The following is a 12,970-nucleotide window of genomic DNA, read 5'->3' as shown; positions in this document are numbered from 1 at the left end:
CTCAGCGGATGCGGGCCACCACGTAATCGGCGAGGTCGATCAGCATGTCGCGCATCTCGCTGCCGGGCAGGGGGGCGAGGGCGGCCTTGGCGCGGTCGGCCCAGGCGGTGGCCTCGGCGCGGGTGGCCTCGAGCGTGCCGTGCTTGGCGAGCAAGCCGAGCGCGGTTTCCAGATCACCCTCTTCCTGACGGCCCCGCTCGATGCAGCGCTTCCAGAAGTCACGCTCTTCCGCATCGGCCAGCGCCACCGCCTTGATCACCGGCAGGGTAAGCTTGCGCTCGCGGAAATCGTCGCCCACGTTCTTGCCGGTCGCCCCGGCGTCGCCCGCGTAATCGAGATAGTCGTCGACGATCTGGAAGGCGATGCCGAGCGCGTCGCCATAGTCGAAGAGGGCGCGGGTCACATCATCGGAGGCCCCGGCGATGACACCGCCAGCCTCGGTGGCCGCCGAGAAGAGCGCCGCCGTCTTGCCGCGAATGACCTTGAGATAGATGCTCTCGTCGGTGCGCAGATCCTGCGCCGCGGACAGTTGCAGCACCTCTCCCTCGGCAATGGTGGCCGCCGCGTTCGACAGGATCGAGAGCACCCGCAGGTTGCCGGGCTCGACCATCAGCTGGAAGGCGCGGGCGAAGAGATAATCGCCCACCAGCACCGAACTCTTATTGTCCCAGAGCAGGTTGGCGGTGGGGCGGCCCCGGCGCTGGGCGCTTTCATCGACCACGTCGTCATGCAGCAGCGTGGCGGTGTGGATGAATTCGACGGTTGCCGCGAGATGCACGTGATAGGGGCCGGCGTAGTTGCACAGCCGCGCGGCGGCGAGCACCAGCATGGGCCGCAGCCGCTTGCCGCCTGCATCGATCAGATGGGCCGAAACCTCGGGGATGCGGGGCGCGTGCTCGGAGGCCATGCGCTCGGCGATCAGGGCGTTGACCGCCTCCATCTCGCCCGAGAGCGCATCGGCCAGCCGCTCGTGAGGTTTGGTCTCTGCCGTCTTCTGAGCTGCGTTCAGCACGTTCACCCTCTCGTCACCCCGCTCGACAGCTCGTGCCGCTGCGCTTAAGTCTTTGTCCATGAAGGCCGTTCTACGCACTACCGACCCGACACAACTCGCATTCGCCAAGGCGCTCCTGACCGGCGAGGATATAACTTGCTTCGAAATGGACGTCCATATGAGCGTGCTGGAAGGCTCCATAGGCGTATTGCCGCGGCGGCTGATGGTTGCGGATGCCGACCACGAGGAAGCCGCGGAGGTGCTGCGCGACAACGGTGTTGAAGGTGTTGTCGACTGAGCCGCGCTGCGATGGCTTCCTTGGCGGTCGGGTGCAGGCCTGGCAGCCGGCGGGGGGCTATCGGGCCGGGGTGGACGCAGTGCTGCTGGCCGCATCGGTGCCGGGCCTGCCGGGGGAGACGGCCCTGGAGCTGGGCGCAGGCGCGGGGGTGGCGAGCCTCTGCCTTGCCGCGCGGGTACCGGAGATGGCGGTGACTGCGGTGGAGCGCGACGCGGGCTATGCCGGGCTCGCCCGCCGCAACGGCGCGGCCCACGGTGACAAGCTGGAGGTGGTGGAGGCCGACCTTGCCGCGCTGCCCGAGGTGGTGAAGGCCCGGCGATTCACCCATGTGCTCTTCAACCCGCCCTATTTTGACCGGACCCGCGGCCCCGCCTCGCCCGATGCCGCGCGCGAGATGGCGATGGGCGAAGAGACGCCGATGGAGATATGGGTCGATGTCGCCGCCCGCAGGCTGGCGCCGGGAGGCTGGCTCACGGTGATTCACAGGGCCGAGCGGATGCCCGAACTGCTCGCCGCACTGGTGAACCGGGGCGGCTTTGGCGGGGCGGCGGTGTTGCCGCTCGTGGCGCGGGCGGGCCGGACTGCGAGCCGGGTGATCGTGCAGGCCCGCAAGGGCGGGCGGGCCGAGGCGCGGCTGCTGGCGCCGATGGTGCTGCACGAAGGCCCGCTGCACGAGCGCGACGGCGAGGACTACACCGCCGAGGTTCGGGCGATCCTGCGCCAGGGCGCGCCGCTCACCCGGTTTCTGTGACAGGACTGTGAAGTTTTAACCCTTTGGTAAGCTTTGCACTTGACCTTTACCCCCAGCCGATTTGCGCAGCCCACGTGACACGACTCGGATTGTGTGCTGCACTGGCCCGGCTGAACCATCACAAGAGAGGAGATACTCATGTCCGTGACTGCCCATCTTCAGGAGCTCCGTCGCAAACACCAGGTACTCTCGGCCGAAGTGGAAGAAGCGCAACGAAGCCCCGGGGTGAGTGACCTAGCCATCGCGGAGATGAAGAAGCAGAAGCTCAAGCTGAAAGAAGAGATCAGCCGACTGGCGACGTAAGCTTCGCGAGTTTTGCGGCGCGGCGGCTGGCCAGAGCGGCCAGCACCGCGCCCAGCGTGATCAGGAGGGCGGAGGCGGCCAGCCACTCGGTCGGCTTCGCCACACCGGCGAGCACAAGCGCAAGCGTTGAGAGCAGAGGGGCCGCATAAGAGGCGGTGCCCAGCAGCTGGATGTTGCCGCGCTTCATGCCGATATCCCATGTATAGAAGGCCAGTCCCACGGGGCCGAGGCCAAGCGCGAGCAGGCTGGCCCAGCCGAGGCCGCCGTCTGGCCATGCGGTTTGCTCCAGCGCGAGATGGGCCACGCCTGAGAGCAGCGCGGAGGCGAGGCAGAAGAGGGTGACGACCTCTGACGGCGCCTCCCCCATCCGGCGCGAAAGAACCGAGTAGCCCGACCATGTGAGCGCGCAGGCGAAGGCGAGCGCGTAGCCCAATGCCCACTCGCGGGTAAAGCCGCCACCGCCCTTGGAGATCAGTAGCGCCGCTCCGGCAAAGCCAATGACGGCACCGAGGATGTGACCGGGCCGCAGCTTTTCGCCCGGCAGGAGGCCGGAGAAGAGCACGATGAACAGAGGCCAGAGGTAGGCGATGAGCCCGGCCTGCGCGGGCGGCGCCACGCGGAGGGCGGAGAAGTAGAGCAGGTGGTAGCCGAAGAGCCCGAGGGTGCCGAAGGTGATGACCTTCCACCCGGGCTGCACCATGCGGGCGAAGCCGCCGGGCCGCGCTGCGCACCAGCCAAGGCCGATCAGCCCGCCGATGGTGAAGCAGATTGCATTCAGCTGAAGCGGCGGCACCGGCTCGGAGCCCACGGTGAAGAGCGCCAGAAGCGCCCAGAGCAGGATGGCGACGAAGCCGATGGCGGTGGCGGTTGTGCGGCTTGGAGTGGTGCTCACGGCAGGTCTTTCAGTTCCACGATCTCGAACTCCGGCCCGGGCCGGGGCATCTCGGTGATGCGGGCCTCCATCCATGCGAGGAAGGCCGCGACTTGGGGGCGGGTCTCATCTCCCTCCCGGCAGAGGAGCCGATACTGATGCGGCAGGCGGACCGCAAGCGGGTAGGGGGCGACCAGCGCGCCGGAGGCGAGCTCGCCGTGAGACAGAGACCAGCGCCCGAGGATCACGCCAGTGCCGGAGGCGGCGGCATCGGCGGCGTGGTCGGCATGGGAGAAGCTGGGGCCGCCCTTGGCGGGCGGGGCGAGGCCGAAGGCAGCGAAGAGGCGGGGCCAGTCCAGCGTGTCGGGGCCGAAGGGGTAGCTCTCGGTATGGACCAGCGGCGCGGCGGCGAGGGTGTCGGGCGTGGGGTGCGCGCGGGCCAGGGCGGGGCTCATCATCGGCATGACCCATTCTTCGATAAGGGCGCCGTTGTAGAGGCCTGGCTCGTCATGATCCGAAAAGCGCACGGCCACGTCGACGCCGTCGGTGGCCATATCCATCCGGCGGAGCGAGGCCGAGAAGCTGAGCTCGATCTCCGGGTGGGCGCGGGCGAAGTCGGGCAGGCGCGGGGCGAGCCATTTTGCGGTGAAGGCGGGGCCGGCGGTGACCGTCAGGCGGGCCGGGTCGGTGGCGCGGCGGGCGGCGGCCCAGCCCCGAGTGAGGGCGGTGAACCCCTCGCGCGCACCGGGCACAAGTGCGCGGCCCGCCTCGGTCAGCTCGACGGCGCGGTTGAGCCGGTAAAAGAGCGGCGCACCAAGATGCTCCTCGAGCGATTTGATCTGGAGCGAGAGCGCCTGCGGCGTGACGTTCAGCTCCTCCGCCGCCCGGGCAAAGGACATGTGCCGCGCGGCGGCGTCGAAGGCGCGGAGGGCGGTGAGCGGGGGGAGCGTGGCGGGCATGAGGTAAGGAATACTTGTCTGACGAGCGAGGAGTTCTGATTTGTCGGCTTTGATCGCGGGGATCATAGTGAAGACAGTTCAGAATGTCTTGATCAAATGGAGTGCCCAGCCATGCTTCCCTACTATGCCACATCTGCCCATGAAGCCGCCGTGAGCCATGCCCGCCAGCTGCGGGCCGAAGCGTTCAGCAACGCGCTGCGCTGGCTGTTCGGCAAAGGAAAAGGGGCCGCGGATCGCTCCACGGCCCCCGAAAGCTGCGGCTGCGCGGCTTAAACGAAGAACTGCGCGCCGTTGGCCGAGATGGTCGAGCCGTTGATGAAGCCCGAGTCCTCGGAGGCGAGGAAGCTCACGCAGCGGGCGATTTCCTCGGGCGTGCCGAGACGGCCCGCGGGGATGCCGGCGATGATCTTCTCGCGCACCGACTCGTCGATCGCCATGACCATCTCGGTGCCGATGTAGCCTGGGCAGATCGCGTTGGCGGTGATCCCGGCGCGGGCGCCTTCCTGCGCGAGGCTCTTCACGATGCCGAGGTCGCCAGCCTTGGTGGCGGCGTAGTTGACCTGACCGGCTTGGCCCTTCTGACCGTTGATCGAGGAAATCACGATCACCCGGCCGAACTTGCGCTCGCGCATGCCGGGCCAGCAGGGGTGGACGGTGTTGAACACGCCGGTGAGGTTGGTGCCGATGACCTCGTTCCACTGCTCCGGGGTCATCCGGTGGAACATGGCGTCGCGAGTGATGCCGGCATTGGCCACGACGGTGTCGATCGGGCCGATTTCTTCGGTGATCTTGTCGATCCCGGCCTTGGAGGCAGCGTAATCGGCCACATTCCACTTGTAGGTCTTGATGCCGGTCTCGGCGGTGAAGGCGGCGGCCTTCTCGTCATTGCCGGCATAGGTGGCGGCCACTTCGTAGCCCTCGGATTTGAGCTGCTTGGAAATGGCTTCCCCGATCCCTCGGGAGCCGCCGGTGACGAGTGCAACGCGGGTCATATGATTCTCCTCCTCCGTATTGGTAATCTTGTTACGCAGTTGAAATCGGTCGCGCAACTATATTGCGCGACCGTTCTGCGATGCTGTCAGGTTCAGGGGCGCTCGAGGCACATGGCCACGCCCATGCCGCCGCCGATGCAGAGCGTGGCGAGGCCCTTCTTGGCGTCGCGGCGCTTCATCTCGAAGAGCAGGGTGTTGAGCACCCGGCAGCCCGAGGCGCCGATGGGGTGGCCGATGGCGATGGCGCCGCCGTTCACGTTGACGATGGAGGGATCCCAGCCCATGTCCTTGTTCACGGCGCAGGCCTGCGCGGCGAAGGCCTCGTTGGCCTCCACGAGATCCAGATCGGAAACCGACCAGCCGGCCTTGTCGAGCGCCTTGCGGGAGGCGTAGATCGGGCCGACGCCCATCACCTTGGGGTCGAGACCGGCGGTGGCGTAGGAGGCGATGCGGGCCAGCGGCTCGATGCCGCGCTTCTCGGCCTCATCGGCGCTCATCAGCAGCACGGCGGCGGCGCCGTCGTTCAGGCCGGAGGCGTTGGCGGCGGTTACGGAGCCGTCCTTGGCGAAGGCGGGGCGCAGCTTTTGCATCGCTTCGATGGTCGCGCCGTGGCGGATGTATTCATCCTTGTCGACCACGATGTCGCCCTTGCGGGTGCTGATGGTGTAGGCGGCGATCTCGTCGTCGAACTTTCCGGCCTTCTGCGCGGCTTCGGCCTTGTTCTGCGAGGCGACGGCGAACTCATCCTGTTGGTCGCGGGAGATCTGCCACTTCTCGGCGACGTTCTCGGCGGTCTGGCCCATGTGGTAGCCGTTGAAAGCATCCCAGAGGCCATCGCGGATCATCGTGTCGATGTAGGACATGTCGCCCATCTTCTGGCCCTGACGCAGCGTGGCGCAATGGGGGGACATCGACATGTTCTCCTGCCCACCGGCGGCGACGATGGAGGCATCGCCCAGCTGGATGTGCTGGGCGCCGAGCGCCACGGCGCGCAGGCCGGAGCCGCAGACCTGGTTGATGCCCCAGGCGGCGGATTCGATCGGCAGGCCGGCGTTGATGTGCGCCTGACGGGCCGGGTTTTGGCCCTGACCGGCGGTGAGCACCTGACCGAGGATGGTTTCGGACACGTCGGCCTTGTCGACGCCGGCGCGCTCGACGATCGCCTCCAGAACGGCCTTGCCCAGATCATGGGCGGGGGTGTTGGCGAAGGAGCCGAGGAAGGAGCCCACTGGGGTCCGCGCGGCTGAGGCGATAACGACGTTGGTCATGAGACATCCTTTCCCGATGGCTTGGGCGAGGTGTCTGATGTTGCGTGCCTTTGCGACCCGACTCCACCCCGCCCGGATCACAGCCATGGGTAGAGTTTTGCGCGGGGTGACGCAAGGGCGCGGTTGCTGCGCTGCGGCGAAATGCTGCGGTGCGGCGTAGCGGCTGGGGGAGTTGATTGGGTGTGCCCGCGCTACGGAGCAGCGGAGGTGCTGGGGCATTGTCGGTGGTGGCGCGCCGTAACGGGGCAGCCTACGCGGGCCGCCGATTGCGTGGGTGTCACCCCGCGCGGCGCATTCCGTGTGGAAACTCCTTCCACCCCGGGGCCGTGGTGGGGGCGCCGTAGAGATAGCCCTGAAGGCAATCGACTCCGAGCTCTGTCAGAACCTCGGCGTCCTCCTCGTTTTCGACGAACTCGGCCACGGTGAACATGTCGAAATGCCGGGCGATGGCGACCATGGCGGCGATGAGCACACGGTTGTCAGGGTCGGTCGCGACGCCTCTCACGAATTGCCCGTCGATCTTGAGAATGTCGAAGAAGAAATCCTTGAAGTAGCGGAAGGCGGTGTAGCCCGCGCCGAAGTCATCCAGCGCGAAGGCGACGCCGCGGGTTTGCAGATCGAGCATGAAGACCGAGGTGATATCGGGCATGATCATCGCCGAGGCTTCGGTGATCTCGATGATGAGACGCTCGGCCAGCGTGTCATCCATCGCGAGGCCGCGTTCCAGCGTTTGCATCCAGCGCGGATAGCCGATGGAGCGGGCCGACATGTTGATGGCGAGCCGCAGAGCGGGGGCCTTGTGCAGGGCGGTCAGGCCCATCTCGAGCGCGAGGCAGTCGATGATGCGGCCGATCTCGTTGGTCTCGCAGGCGCCGATGAACTCGCGGGCGGGAATCACCCGGCCGGTATCATCGAGCACGCGGATCAGCCCCTCGTAGAAGGCGGTCTTGCCGGTGTCGCTGGCGCGGACGATGGGCTGGAAGGCGAGCATGACATCGCGCCGGTCGAGCGCGGCGCGGACCATCTTGAGAATGTCAGCATCCCTCTGCCGGACCGCCGCGCCGAGAGGGGAGGAATCATTGGCCTCGAAGGTGTGCCGCCGTGGTTCTGCACCGGCCATCGCTTGCTCCGTTTGTCAGGTGGGCGCAGAATGCGGGTTGTTTCCTTAAGAAATGCTGAATATTCGGGTTTTGTTCTAAATTTAGAGGAACTGGCGCGATGGGTGAACGCTGCGGCTGGGTCGGGCAGGACCAGATCTATATCGACTACCACGACGAGGAGTGGGGCGTGCCGGAATGGGACGGCCGGGCGCTTTATGAAAAGCTCATGCTCGACGGGTTTCAGGCCGGGCTGAGCTGGATCACCATCCTGAAAAAGCGGGAGAATTTTCGCGCGGCCTTCGAGGGGTTCGTTCCGGCGCGGATTGCCGAATGGGGCGAGGCGGAGATCGAGCGGTGCCTTGCCGATCCGGGGATCGTGCGGCACCGGGGCAAGATCGAGGCGGCCATCGGCAATGCGCGGGGCTGGCTGGAGATCGAGGCGCGCGAGGGCTTCTCGAATTACCTCTGGGGCTACGTGGGCGGCGCGCCGGTGCAGAATCGCTGGGCGTCTCTGGCGGAGGTGCCTGCGAAGACGCCGGTCTCGGAGGCGATCTCGAAAGACCTGAAGAAGCAGGGCTTCCGCTTTGTCGGGCCGACCATCGTTTACGCCTTCATGCAGGCGGTGGGGATGGTGAACGACCATGTGGCGGGCTGCCCGCGCCATGCCGATTGCGCCGCCCTCGGGCAAAGGCCGGGCTGAGCGTTTCAGCAAGAAAATGAGCGGTTAAGCGCCCTCTTCCACCAGCGCGGCGAGGATCGCGCGGGCGCTTTCGGAGTTCCACTCGGCATCGCCGGTGAGGCGGGCGACCTCGCGGCCTTCGGCATCGAGGATCACGGTCACCGGCAGGCCGAGGATGCCCATGTTGCGGGCCAGCTTTTGCTTAGGGTCGAGGTAGACCGGCAGGTTGGTGACTTCGATTTCAGACAGGAAGCGGTCTATCGCGCCATCGGGGTTGCGACCGGTGGCGACGGTGATGACGCGGGCGCCCTTGCCGGCAAGCGCCTCTTGCAGCTCGGAGAGTGCGGGCATTTCCTTGCGGCAGGGGGCGCACCATGTGGCCCAGAAGTTGACCACCACCACCTCGCCTTTGAGGTCGGCCAGGGTGACCTCGCCCTCGGGGCCGGTGATGGACTCGCCGGGCACGTCGCGCGGCTCGGAGTGGAGCGCGAGCTTTTTCATCGAGCCATCGCGCAGGGACTCGATGGCGCTCATGTCGCCCGCGTTTGCAGTGGCAGCCAGCGCCGTGTAGAGAACGGCGGCAATCAGTCTTTTCATTCCCAACTCCTTCAGGCCCGTCATGACAGAGACCCAGAACAAAGCCGCCAATGCCATGTGGGGCGGGCGGTTCTCCGCCGGTGTGGACGCGATCATGGAGGCGATCAATGCCTCGATCGGGTTCGACCAGCGGATGGCGCAACAGGACATCGCGGGCAGCCGCGCCCATGCCGCCATGCTGGCCGAGGCCGGCATCATCTCGGATAGCGATGCCGAGGCGATCCGGGAAGGGCTGCTCACGGTGTTGTCAGAGATCGAGGGCGGGACGTTTCAGTTTTCGGCGGCGCTGGAGGACATTCACATGAATGTCGAGGCGCGGCTGGTGGAGCTGATCGGGGAGCCGGGGAAGCGGTTGCACACCGGGCGGTCGCGCAATGACCAGGTGGCGACGGACTTCCGGCTTTGGGTGCGGGACCAGTGCGACGCGGCGGTGCCGGCGATCCGGGCGGTGCAGAAGGCGCTTCTGAGCCAGGCCGAGCGCGGGGCCGATTGGGTGATGCCGGGCTACACCCATTTGCAGGTGGCCCAGCCGGTGACCTGGGGCCACCACATGCTGGCCTATGTTGAGATGCTGGGGCGGGATGTTTCGCGCTTCGAGGACGCGCGGGCGCGGATGAACGAGTCGCCGTTGGGCGCGGCGGCGCTGGCGGGGACGTCGTTTCCGATTGATCGCGAGGCGACGGCCAAGGCGCTGGGCTTCGACCGGCCGATGGCGAACAGCCTCGACGCGGTGGCGGATCGGGATTTTGCGCTGGAGTTTCTGGGGGCGGCGAGCATTTGCGCGATGCATCTGTCGCGGCTGGCCGAAGAGCTGGTGATCTGGTCGTCGGCGCAGTTCCGGTTCGTGACGATGAGCGACACGTGGAGCACCGGCTCGTCTATCATGCCACAAAAGAAGAACCCCGATGCCGCCGAGCTGATCCGGGGCAAGATCGGGCGCATCCTTGGGGCCAACCTCGGGCTGCTGACCGTGATGAAGGGGCTTCCGCTGACCTATTCGAAGGACATGCAGGAAGACAAGGAGGGCGTGTTCGACGCCGCCGATACGCTGATGCTGGCGCTCGCCGCGATGGCGGGGATGGTGGAGACGATGAGCCCCAATCGCGAAAAGCTGGCCGAGGCGGCGGGCACCGGGTTTTCGACCGCGACGGACCTTGCCGACTGGTGCGTGCGGGTGCTGAACCTGCCGTTCCGCGATGCGCATCATGTGACCGGCAGCCTCGTGGCGCTGGCGGAGAAGACCGGGCGCGACCTGCCGGAGCTGACGCTGGAAGAGATGCAGTCGGTGAAGCCGGAGATCACCGAAGATGTCTTCACGGTGTTGTCGGTGGACAACTCGGTGGCCTCGCGCACATCCTACGGCGGAACGGCCCCCGCGAACGTGCGGGCGCAGATTGCTCGCTGGAAGGATGCCCTGTCGTGAAGCCATACGCCGCCCTTGCCCTGCTCCTGACCCTTGCCGCCTGTGGTGTGGACGGCGAGCCTGAGCCGCCGGTCGAGCCGGGGATGCATGTGAGCGGCACGGTGAAGGTGGGCATCCGGGGCGGGAGCAACTGATGCGCGCGCTGGCCGCAATTGCCTTGCTGGTGCTTGTCGGATGCGACGGCGGGATGAAGGTGGGCGTGGAACTGCCGACCAAGGTGCAGGCCGGTGTGGGCGGGTCGAGCTCGGGCGATGTGGAACTGATCCAGCGGGTGACCGACAACGAGCCCTACATCCTGATCGGAGCCGATGAAGATGACCGCACGCTTGCCTTCTAGGCTGGCCCTGCTGGGCGCGGCGCTGGCCCTGCTCGCCGGGTGCGACGCGAGCACCAATGAGCCGCCCTATCCGCCGGGCATCCACTTTACCGGCAAGGCGCAGATGGGCGTGGCCCGGGGGCCGGACGGCAACCTGCGCATGGTGACGCGGATCACCGACTGAGGCGGTTTGGCCGGGGCCTCGTGCCGCTGTAGGCTGGGCCCATGACCCTCACCCGATTTCTGGCAGATCACTGGCGCGGGGCGCTGCCGCTGTGGCAGGCGCTCGCCGGGCCTGTGGCCGGGTCCGCGCTGCTGCTGTGGGCGGTGAACCGGGCGTTCGCGGAGTGGCCGGTGATCTGGCTGGTGCTGGTCGATGCGCCGCTGGTTGTCTGGTCCGTGGTGGGGGCGTTCCGCACGGCGGACAGGGCGCTGCGGGAAGGGGAGGGCTTTGTGGCCGGCTTTGCCGCCTACGCCGGGGCCGGGGCGGTGCTGCTGGCGGCGGGCACGACGCTGGTGGCGCGGCAGACCCCGGTGCGCACCTTCACCGCAGATATGGTGCCCGAGATGGCGGCGGTGGCGCTGCCCGAGGTGGGCGGCCGGGTGCGGATTGAGGGGGAGATCGGCTTTGCGCATGTCGCGGCGCTGGAGGCAAGGCTGGCGCGCGGCGGGGTAAGCGCGGTCGAGTTGGACAGCGCTGGAGGGAACATCTTTGCAGCACGGGGGCTGGCGCGGCTCATTGGCGAGGCGGGGCTGGCGACCCATGCGGAGGTGCGGTGCTTCTCGGCCTGCACGCTGGTGTTTGCCGCGGGCGCGCGCCGGACGATGGGGCGGGCCGGGACGCTGGGCTTTCATCGCTATGCGCTGCGGGAGAGTTCGAGCTACGGCGCGGTGCGGCATGTGGATGCGGCGCAGGAGGAGGCGCGGGACAGGGCCTATCTGGCGGCGCGCGGCGTGGCGAAAGGGTTCATCGCCCGCGCCTATGCTGTGCCGCCGGAGGAGCTTTGGCATCCGACACGGGTAGAACTGGAGGCGGCTGGGCTGCTGACCGATTGAATGGGGCCGATTGAACTGCGCGGCGCGGGGCAGTAGGAACGCGCGGAAGGCAAGCGAGGGCGCGATGGACCATTTTCTTTACAAGGGCGGCGTTCTCCATGCCGAGGATGTGCCGATCCCCGAGATCGCGGCGCAGGTGGGCACACCGTTTTACGTGTATTCCGCCGCCACTCTGACCCGGCATTACAACCTCTTCGCCGAGGCGCTCGATGGCGTGCCGCATTGCATCTGCTTTGCGATGAAATCCCTCGCCAACCAGGCGGTGCTGACGCTGCTGGGCAAACTTGGCGCGGGGATGGATGTGGTTTCTGGTGGCGAATATGCCCGCGCGATTGCAGCGGGCATTCCGGGCGAGCGGATCGTGTTTTCGGGCGTCGGCAAGACCCGCGCCGAGATGGCGATGGCGCTCGAGGGCGGCATCCGGCAATTCAACATCGAGAGCGAGCCGGAGATGGAGGCGCTGAGCGAGGTCGCCTGCGCGATGGGGGCCGAGGCGCCGGTGACGATCCGGGTGAACCCGGATGTGGATGCCAAGACCCACGAGAAGATCTCGACCGGCAAGAAGGGCGACAAGTTCGGCATTCCGATCAGCCGCGCGAAGGAGGCCTATGCCCGCGCCGCCGCGCTCCCCGGTTTGCGGGTGGTGGGGATCGACGTGCACATAGGCTCGCAACTGACCGACCTTGCCCCCTTCGAGACGGCCTTTCTGAAAGTCGTGGAGCTGACCCACGAACTGCGCGCGGAGGGCCACCAGATCGAACGGCTCGATCTGGGCGGGGGGCTCGGCATCCCCTACGAGCGCAGCAACTCCGCCCCGCCGCTGCCGATCGAATATGGCGCAATGATCAAGCGCGTGACCGAGGGCCTTGGCGTGGAGGTCGAGATCGAGCCGGGGCGGCTGATTTCGGGCAATGCGGGCATGCTGGTGGCGGGCGTGATCTACGAGAAGGACGGGGATGGCACCGACTTTCTGATCCTCGATGCGGCGATGAACGACCTGCTCAGGCCCGCGATGTATGGCGCGCACCACGATATCGTGCCGGTCGTCGAGGCCGCGCCGGGTGTTGAGCAGCGGACCTATGACATCGTCGGCCCGGTCTGCGAATCCGGCGATACCTTTGCCAAGCGCCGCACCATGCCGCCGGTGAAGCCCGGCGAGCTGGTCGGCTTTCGCTCCGCCGGTGCATATGGTGCTGTGATGTCGAGCGAATACAACTCGCGGCCGCTCATTCCGGAGGTTCTGGTGAGCGGAGATAACTTTGCCGTCATTCGCGAGCGACCGACCTTTGACGAAATGATTGCGCGCGATAAGGTTCCTTCATGGGTGTAGGCCATTCTGGCCGCACCTGCGCCGAATCCTGACCGT

At 67.0% G+C, this 12,970-nt stretch carries 18 protein-coding genes; 11 read left to right on the top strand and 7 right to left on the bottom strand.

Annotation, left to right across the window (positions count from 1 at the left end; all coding sequences use genetic code 11):
- Position 1: 1 nt before the first annotated feature.
- The gene (locus tag ACUXVX_RS18940; RefSeq protein ID WP_446311567.1) at positions 2–940 is read right to left on the bottom strand and encodes a polyprenyl synthetase family protein; all 939 of its coding nucleotides are present in this window, start codon (positions 938–940) and stop codon (positions 2–4) included.
- Positions 941–1,070: 130 nt separating this feature from the next.
- Between ACUXVX_RS18940 and ACUXVX_RS18935 the strand changes: the two genes are divergently transcribed.
- The 3 genes from ACUXVX_RS18935 (at position 1,071) to ACUXVX_RS18925 (ending at position 2,343) form a co-directional block, all read left to right on the top strand.
- Positions 1,071–1,289, top strand: coding sequence for a putative signal transducing protein (locus tag ACUXVX_RS18935; RefSeq protein WP_222468096.1), 219 nt, complete (start codon positions 1,071–1,073; stop codon positions 1,287–1,289).
- A gap of 31 nt (positions 1,290–1,320) precedes the next feature.
- On the top strand, positions 1,321–2,040 hold the full coding sequence (locus ACUXVX_RS18930) for a tRNA1(Val) (adenine(37)-N6)-methyltransferase (RefSeq protein ID WP_446309508.1): 720 nt from the start codon (positions 1,321–1,323) through the stop codon (positions 2,038–2,040).
- Between the two features lie 138 nt (positions 2,041–2,178).
- Positions 2,179–2,343 carry a YdcH family protein gene (locus tag ACUXVX_RS18925; protein ID WP_222468098.1) on the top strand — a complete coding sequence of 55 codons (165 nt, stop codon included), beginning with the start codon at positions 2,179–2,181 and terminating at the stop codon, positions 2,341–2,343.
- On the opposite strand, the gene yddG is transcribed toward ACUXVX_RS18925, so the two are convergent.
- Together yddG and gcvA are read right to left on the bottom strand one after the other, a co-directional pair.
- Positions 2,324–3,235 carry an aromatic amino acid exporter YddG gene (yddG, locus tag ACUXVX_RS18920; protein ID WP_446309507.1) on the bottom strand — a complete coding sequence of 304 codons (912 nt, stop codon included), beginning with the start codon at positions 3,233–3,235 and terminating at the stop codon, positions 2,324–2,326. The two genes, ACUXVX_RS18925 and yddG, sit on opposite strands and share 20 nt — an antisense overlap.
- Entirely contained in the window at positions 3,232–4,173 is a 942-nt protein-coding gene (gcvA, locus tag ACUXVX_RS18915) for a transcriptional regulator GcvA (protein ID WP_446309506.1), read from the bottom strand. The genes yddG and gcvA overlap by 4 nt, the downstream gene beginning before the upstream one ends.
- A 111-nt stretch (positions 4,174–4,284) precedes the next feature.
- Between gcvA and ACUXVX_RS18910 the strand changes: the two genes are divergently transcribed.
- Positions 4,285–4,446, top strand: a complete 162-nt coding sequence (locus ACUXVX_RS18910) for a hypothetical protein (RefSeq protein ID WP_446309505.1) — start codon at positions 4,285–4,287, stop codon at positions 4,444–4,446.
- On the opposite strand, the gene phbB is transcribed toward ACUXVX_RS18910, so the two are convergent.
- The 3 genes from phbB to ACUXVX_RS18895 form a co-directional block, all read right to left on the bottom strand.
- The gene (gene phbB, locus ACUXVX_RS18905) at positions 4,443–5,165 is read right to left on the bottom strand and encodes an acetoacetyl-CoA reductase (protein WP_222468102.1); all 723 of its coding nucleotides are present in this window, start codon (positions 5,163–5,165) and stop codon (positions 4,443–4,445) included. The two genes, ACUXVX_RS18910 and phbB, sit on opposite strands and share 4 nt — an antisense overlap.
- A 92-nt stretch (positions 5,166–5,257) precedes the next feature.
- Positions 5,258–6,433 (bottom strand): acetyl-CoA C-acetyltransferase, encoded by a 1,176-nt coding sequence (locus ACUXVX_RS18900; RefSeq protein WP_446309504.1) that lies wholly within the window; start codon positions 6,431–6,433, stop codon positions 5,258–5,260.
- A gap of 277 nt (positions 6,434–6,710) precedes the next feature.
- Entirely contained in the window at positions 6,711–7,553 is an 843-nt protein-coding gene (locus ACUXVX_RS18895) for an EAL domain-containing protein (RefSeq protein ID WP_446309503.1), read from the bottom strand.
- 98 nt (positions 7,554–7,651) lie between these two features.
- Between ACUXVX_RS18895 and ACUXVX_RS18890 the strand changes: the two genes are divergently transcribed.
- Positions 7,652–8,233 (top strand): DNA-3-methyladenine glycosylase I, encoded by a 582-nt coding sequence (locus ACUXVX_RS18890; protein ID WP_222495151.1) that lies wholly within the window; start codon positions 7,652–7,654, stop codon positions 8,231–8,233.
- Between the two features lie 24 nt (positions 8,234–8,257).
- Here ACUXVX_RS18890 and ACUXVX_RS18885 read toward each other — a convergent pair whose 3' ends face one another.
- Positions 8,258–8,809 (bottom strand): TlpA family protein disulfide reductase, encoded by a 552-nt coding sequence (locus ACUXVX_RS18885; RefSeq protein ID WP_446309502.1) that lies wholly within the window; start codon positions 8,807–8,809, stop codon positions 8,258–8,260.
- A 22-nt stretch (positions 8,810–8,831) separates the two neighbouring features.
- On the opposite strand from ACUXVX_RS18885, the gene argH reads away from it, so the two are divergent.
- The 6 genes from argH to lysA all read left to right on the top strand — a co-directional run bounded on the left by argH (position 8,832) and on the right by lysA (position 12,934).
- Positions 8,832–10,232, top strand: coding sequence for an argininosuccinate lyase (gene argH / locus ACUXVX_RS18880; protein ID WP_446309501.1), 1,401 nt, complete (start codon positions 8,832–8,834; stop codon positions 10,230–10,232).
- Complete coding sequence (locus ACUXVX_RS18875) at positions 10,229–10,366, top strand: argininosuccinate lyase (RefSeq protein WP_446309500.1); 138 nt, start codon at positions 10,229–10,231, stop codon at positions 10,364–10,366. Before argH ends, ACUXVX_RS18875 begins: the two co-directional genes overlap by 4 nt.
- On the top strand, positions 10,366–10,569 hold the full coding sequence (locus ACUXVX_RS18870; RefSeq protein ID WP_446309499.1) for a hypothetical protein: 204 nt from the start codon (positions 10,366–10,368) through the stop codon (positions 10,567–10,569). Before ACUXVX_RS18875 ends, ACUXVX_RS18870 begins: the two co-directional genes overlap by 1 nt.
- Positions 10,547–10,732, top strand: a complete 186-nt coding sequence (locus ACUXVX_RS18865) for a hypothetical protein (RefSeq protein WP_222468110.1) — start codon at positions 10,547–10,549, stop codon at positions 10,730–10,732. The genes ACUXVX_RS18870 and ACUXVX_RS18865 overlap by 23 nt, the downstream gene beginning before the upstream one ends.
- Before the next feature lie 41 nt (positions 10,733–10,773).
- Entirely contained in the window at positions 10,774–11,604 is an 831-nt protein-coding gene (locus ACUXVX_RS18860; RefSeq protein WP_446309498.1) for a hypothetical protein, read from the top strand.
- Positions 11,605–11,668: 64 nt separating this feature from the next.
- The gene (gene lysA, locus ACUXVX_RS18855) at positions 11,669–12,934 is read left to right on the top strand and encodes a diaminopimelate decarboxylase (protein ID WP_446309497.1); all 1,266 of its coding nucleotides are present in this window, start codon (positions 11,669–11,671) and stop codon (positions 12,932–12,934) included.
- The last annotated feature ends 36 nt before the right edge of the window (positions 12,935–12,970 follow it).

This window comes from Vannielia sp. SX4 (genome assembly GCF_052828525.1).
This window is presented reverse-complemented; position numbering and strand designations above follow the sequence as displayed.

Excerpts from the sequence above, each read along its gene's own strand:
- ACUXVX_RS18925 (WP_222468098.1), top strand. The coding sequence starts at position 2,179 with ATGTCCGTGACTGCCCATCTTCAGGAGCTCCGTCGCAAACACCAGGTA.
- ACUXVX_RS18870 (WP_446309499.1), top strand. The coding sequence starts at position 10,366 with ATGCGCGCGCTGGCCGCAATTGCCTTGCTGGTGCTTGTCGGATGCGAC.
- lysA (WP_446309497.1), top strand. The coding sequence starts at position 11,669 with ATGGACCATTTTCTTTACAAGGGCGGCGTTCTCCATGCCGAGGATGTG.
- ACUXVX_RS18865 (WP_222468110.1), top strand. The coding sequence starts at position 10,547 with ATGACCGCACGCTTGCCTTCTAGGCTGGCCCTGCTGGGCGCGGCGCTG.
- phbB (WP_222468102.1), bottom strand. The coding sequence starts at position 5,165 with ATGACCCGCGTTGCACTCGTCACCGGCGGCTCCCGAGGGATCGGGGAA.
- ACUXVX_RS18910 (WP_446309505.1), top strand. The coding sequence starts at position 4,285 with ATGCTTCCCTACTATGCCACATCTGCCCATGAAGCCGCCGTGAGCCAT.
- ACUXVX_RS18895 (WP_446309503.1), bottom strand. The coding sequence starts at position 7,553 with ATGGCCGGTGCAGAACCACGGCGGCACACCTTCGAGGCCAATGATTCC.
- gcvA (WP_446309506.1), bottom strand. The coding sequence starts at position 4,173 with ATGCCCGCCACGCTCCCCCCGCTCACCGCCCTCCGCGCCTTCGACGCC.
- ACUXVX_RS18900 (WP_446309504.1), bottom strand. The coding sequence starts at position 6,433 with ATGACCAACGTCGTTATCGCCTCAGCCGCGCGGACCCCAGTGGGCTCC.
- ACUXVX_RS18885 (WP_446309502.1), bottom strand. The coding sequence starts at position 8,809 with ATGAAAAGACTGATTGCCGCCGTTCTCTACACGGCGCTGGCTGCCACT.
- ACUXVX_RS18940 (WP_446311567.1), bottom strand. The coding sequence starts at position 940 with ATGGAGGCGGTCAACGCCCTGATCGCCGAGCGCATGGCCTCCGAGCAC.
- argH (WP_446309501.1), top strand. The coding sequence starts at position 8,832 with ATGACAGAGACCCAGAACAAAGCCGCCAATGCCATGTGGGGCGGGCGG.
- ACUXVX_RS18860 (WP_446309498.1), top strand. The coding sequence starts at position 10,774 with ATGACCCTCACCCGATTTCTGGCAGATCACTGGCGCGGGGCGCTGCCG.
- ACUXVX_RS18935 (WP_222468096.1), top strand. The coding sequence starts at position 1,071 with ATGAAGGCCGTTCTACGCACTACCGACCCGACACAACTCGCATTCGCC.
- ACUXVX_RS18890 (WP_222495151.1), top strand. The coding sequence starts at position 7,652 with ATGGGTGAACGCTGCGGCTGGGTCGGGCAGGACCAGATCTATATCGAC.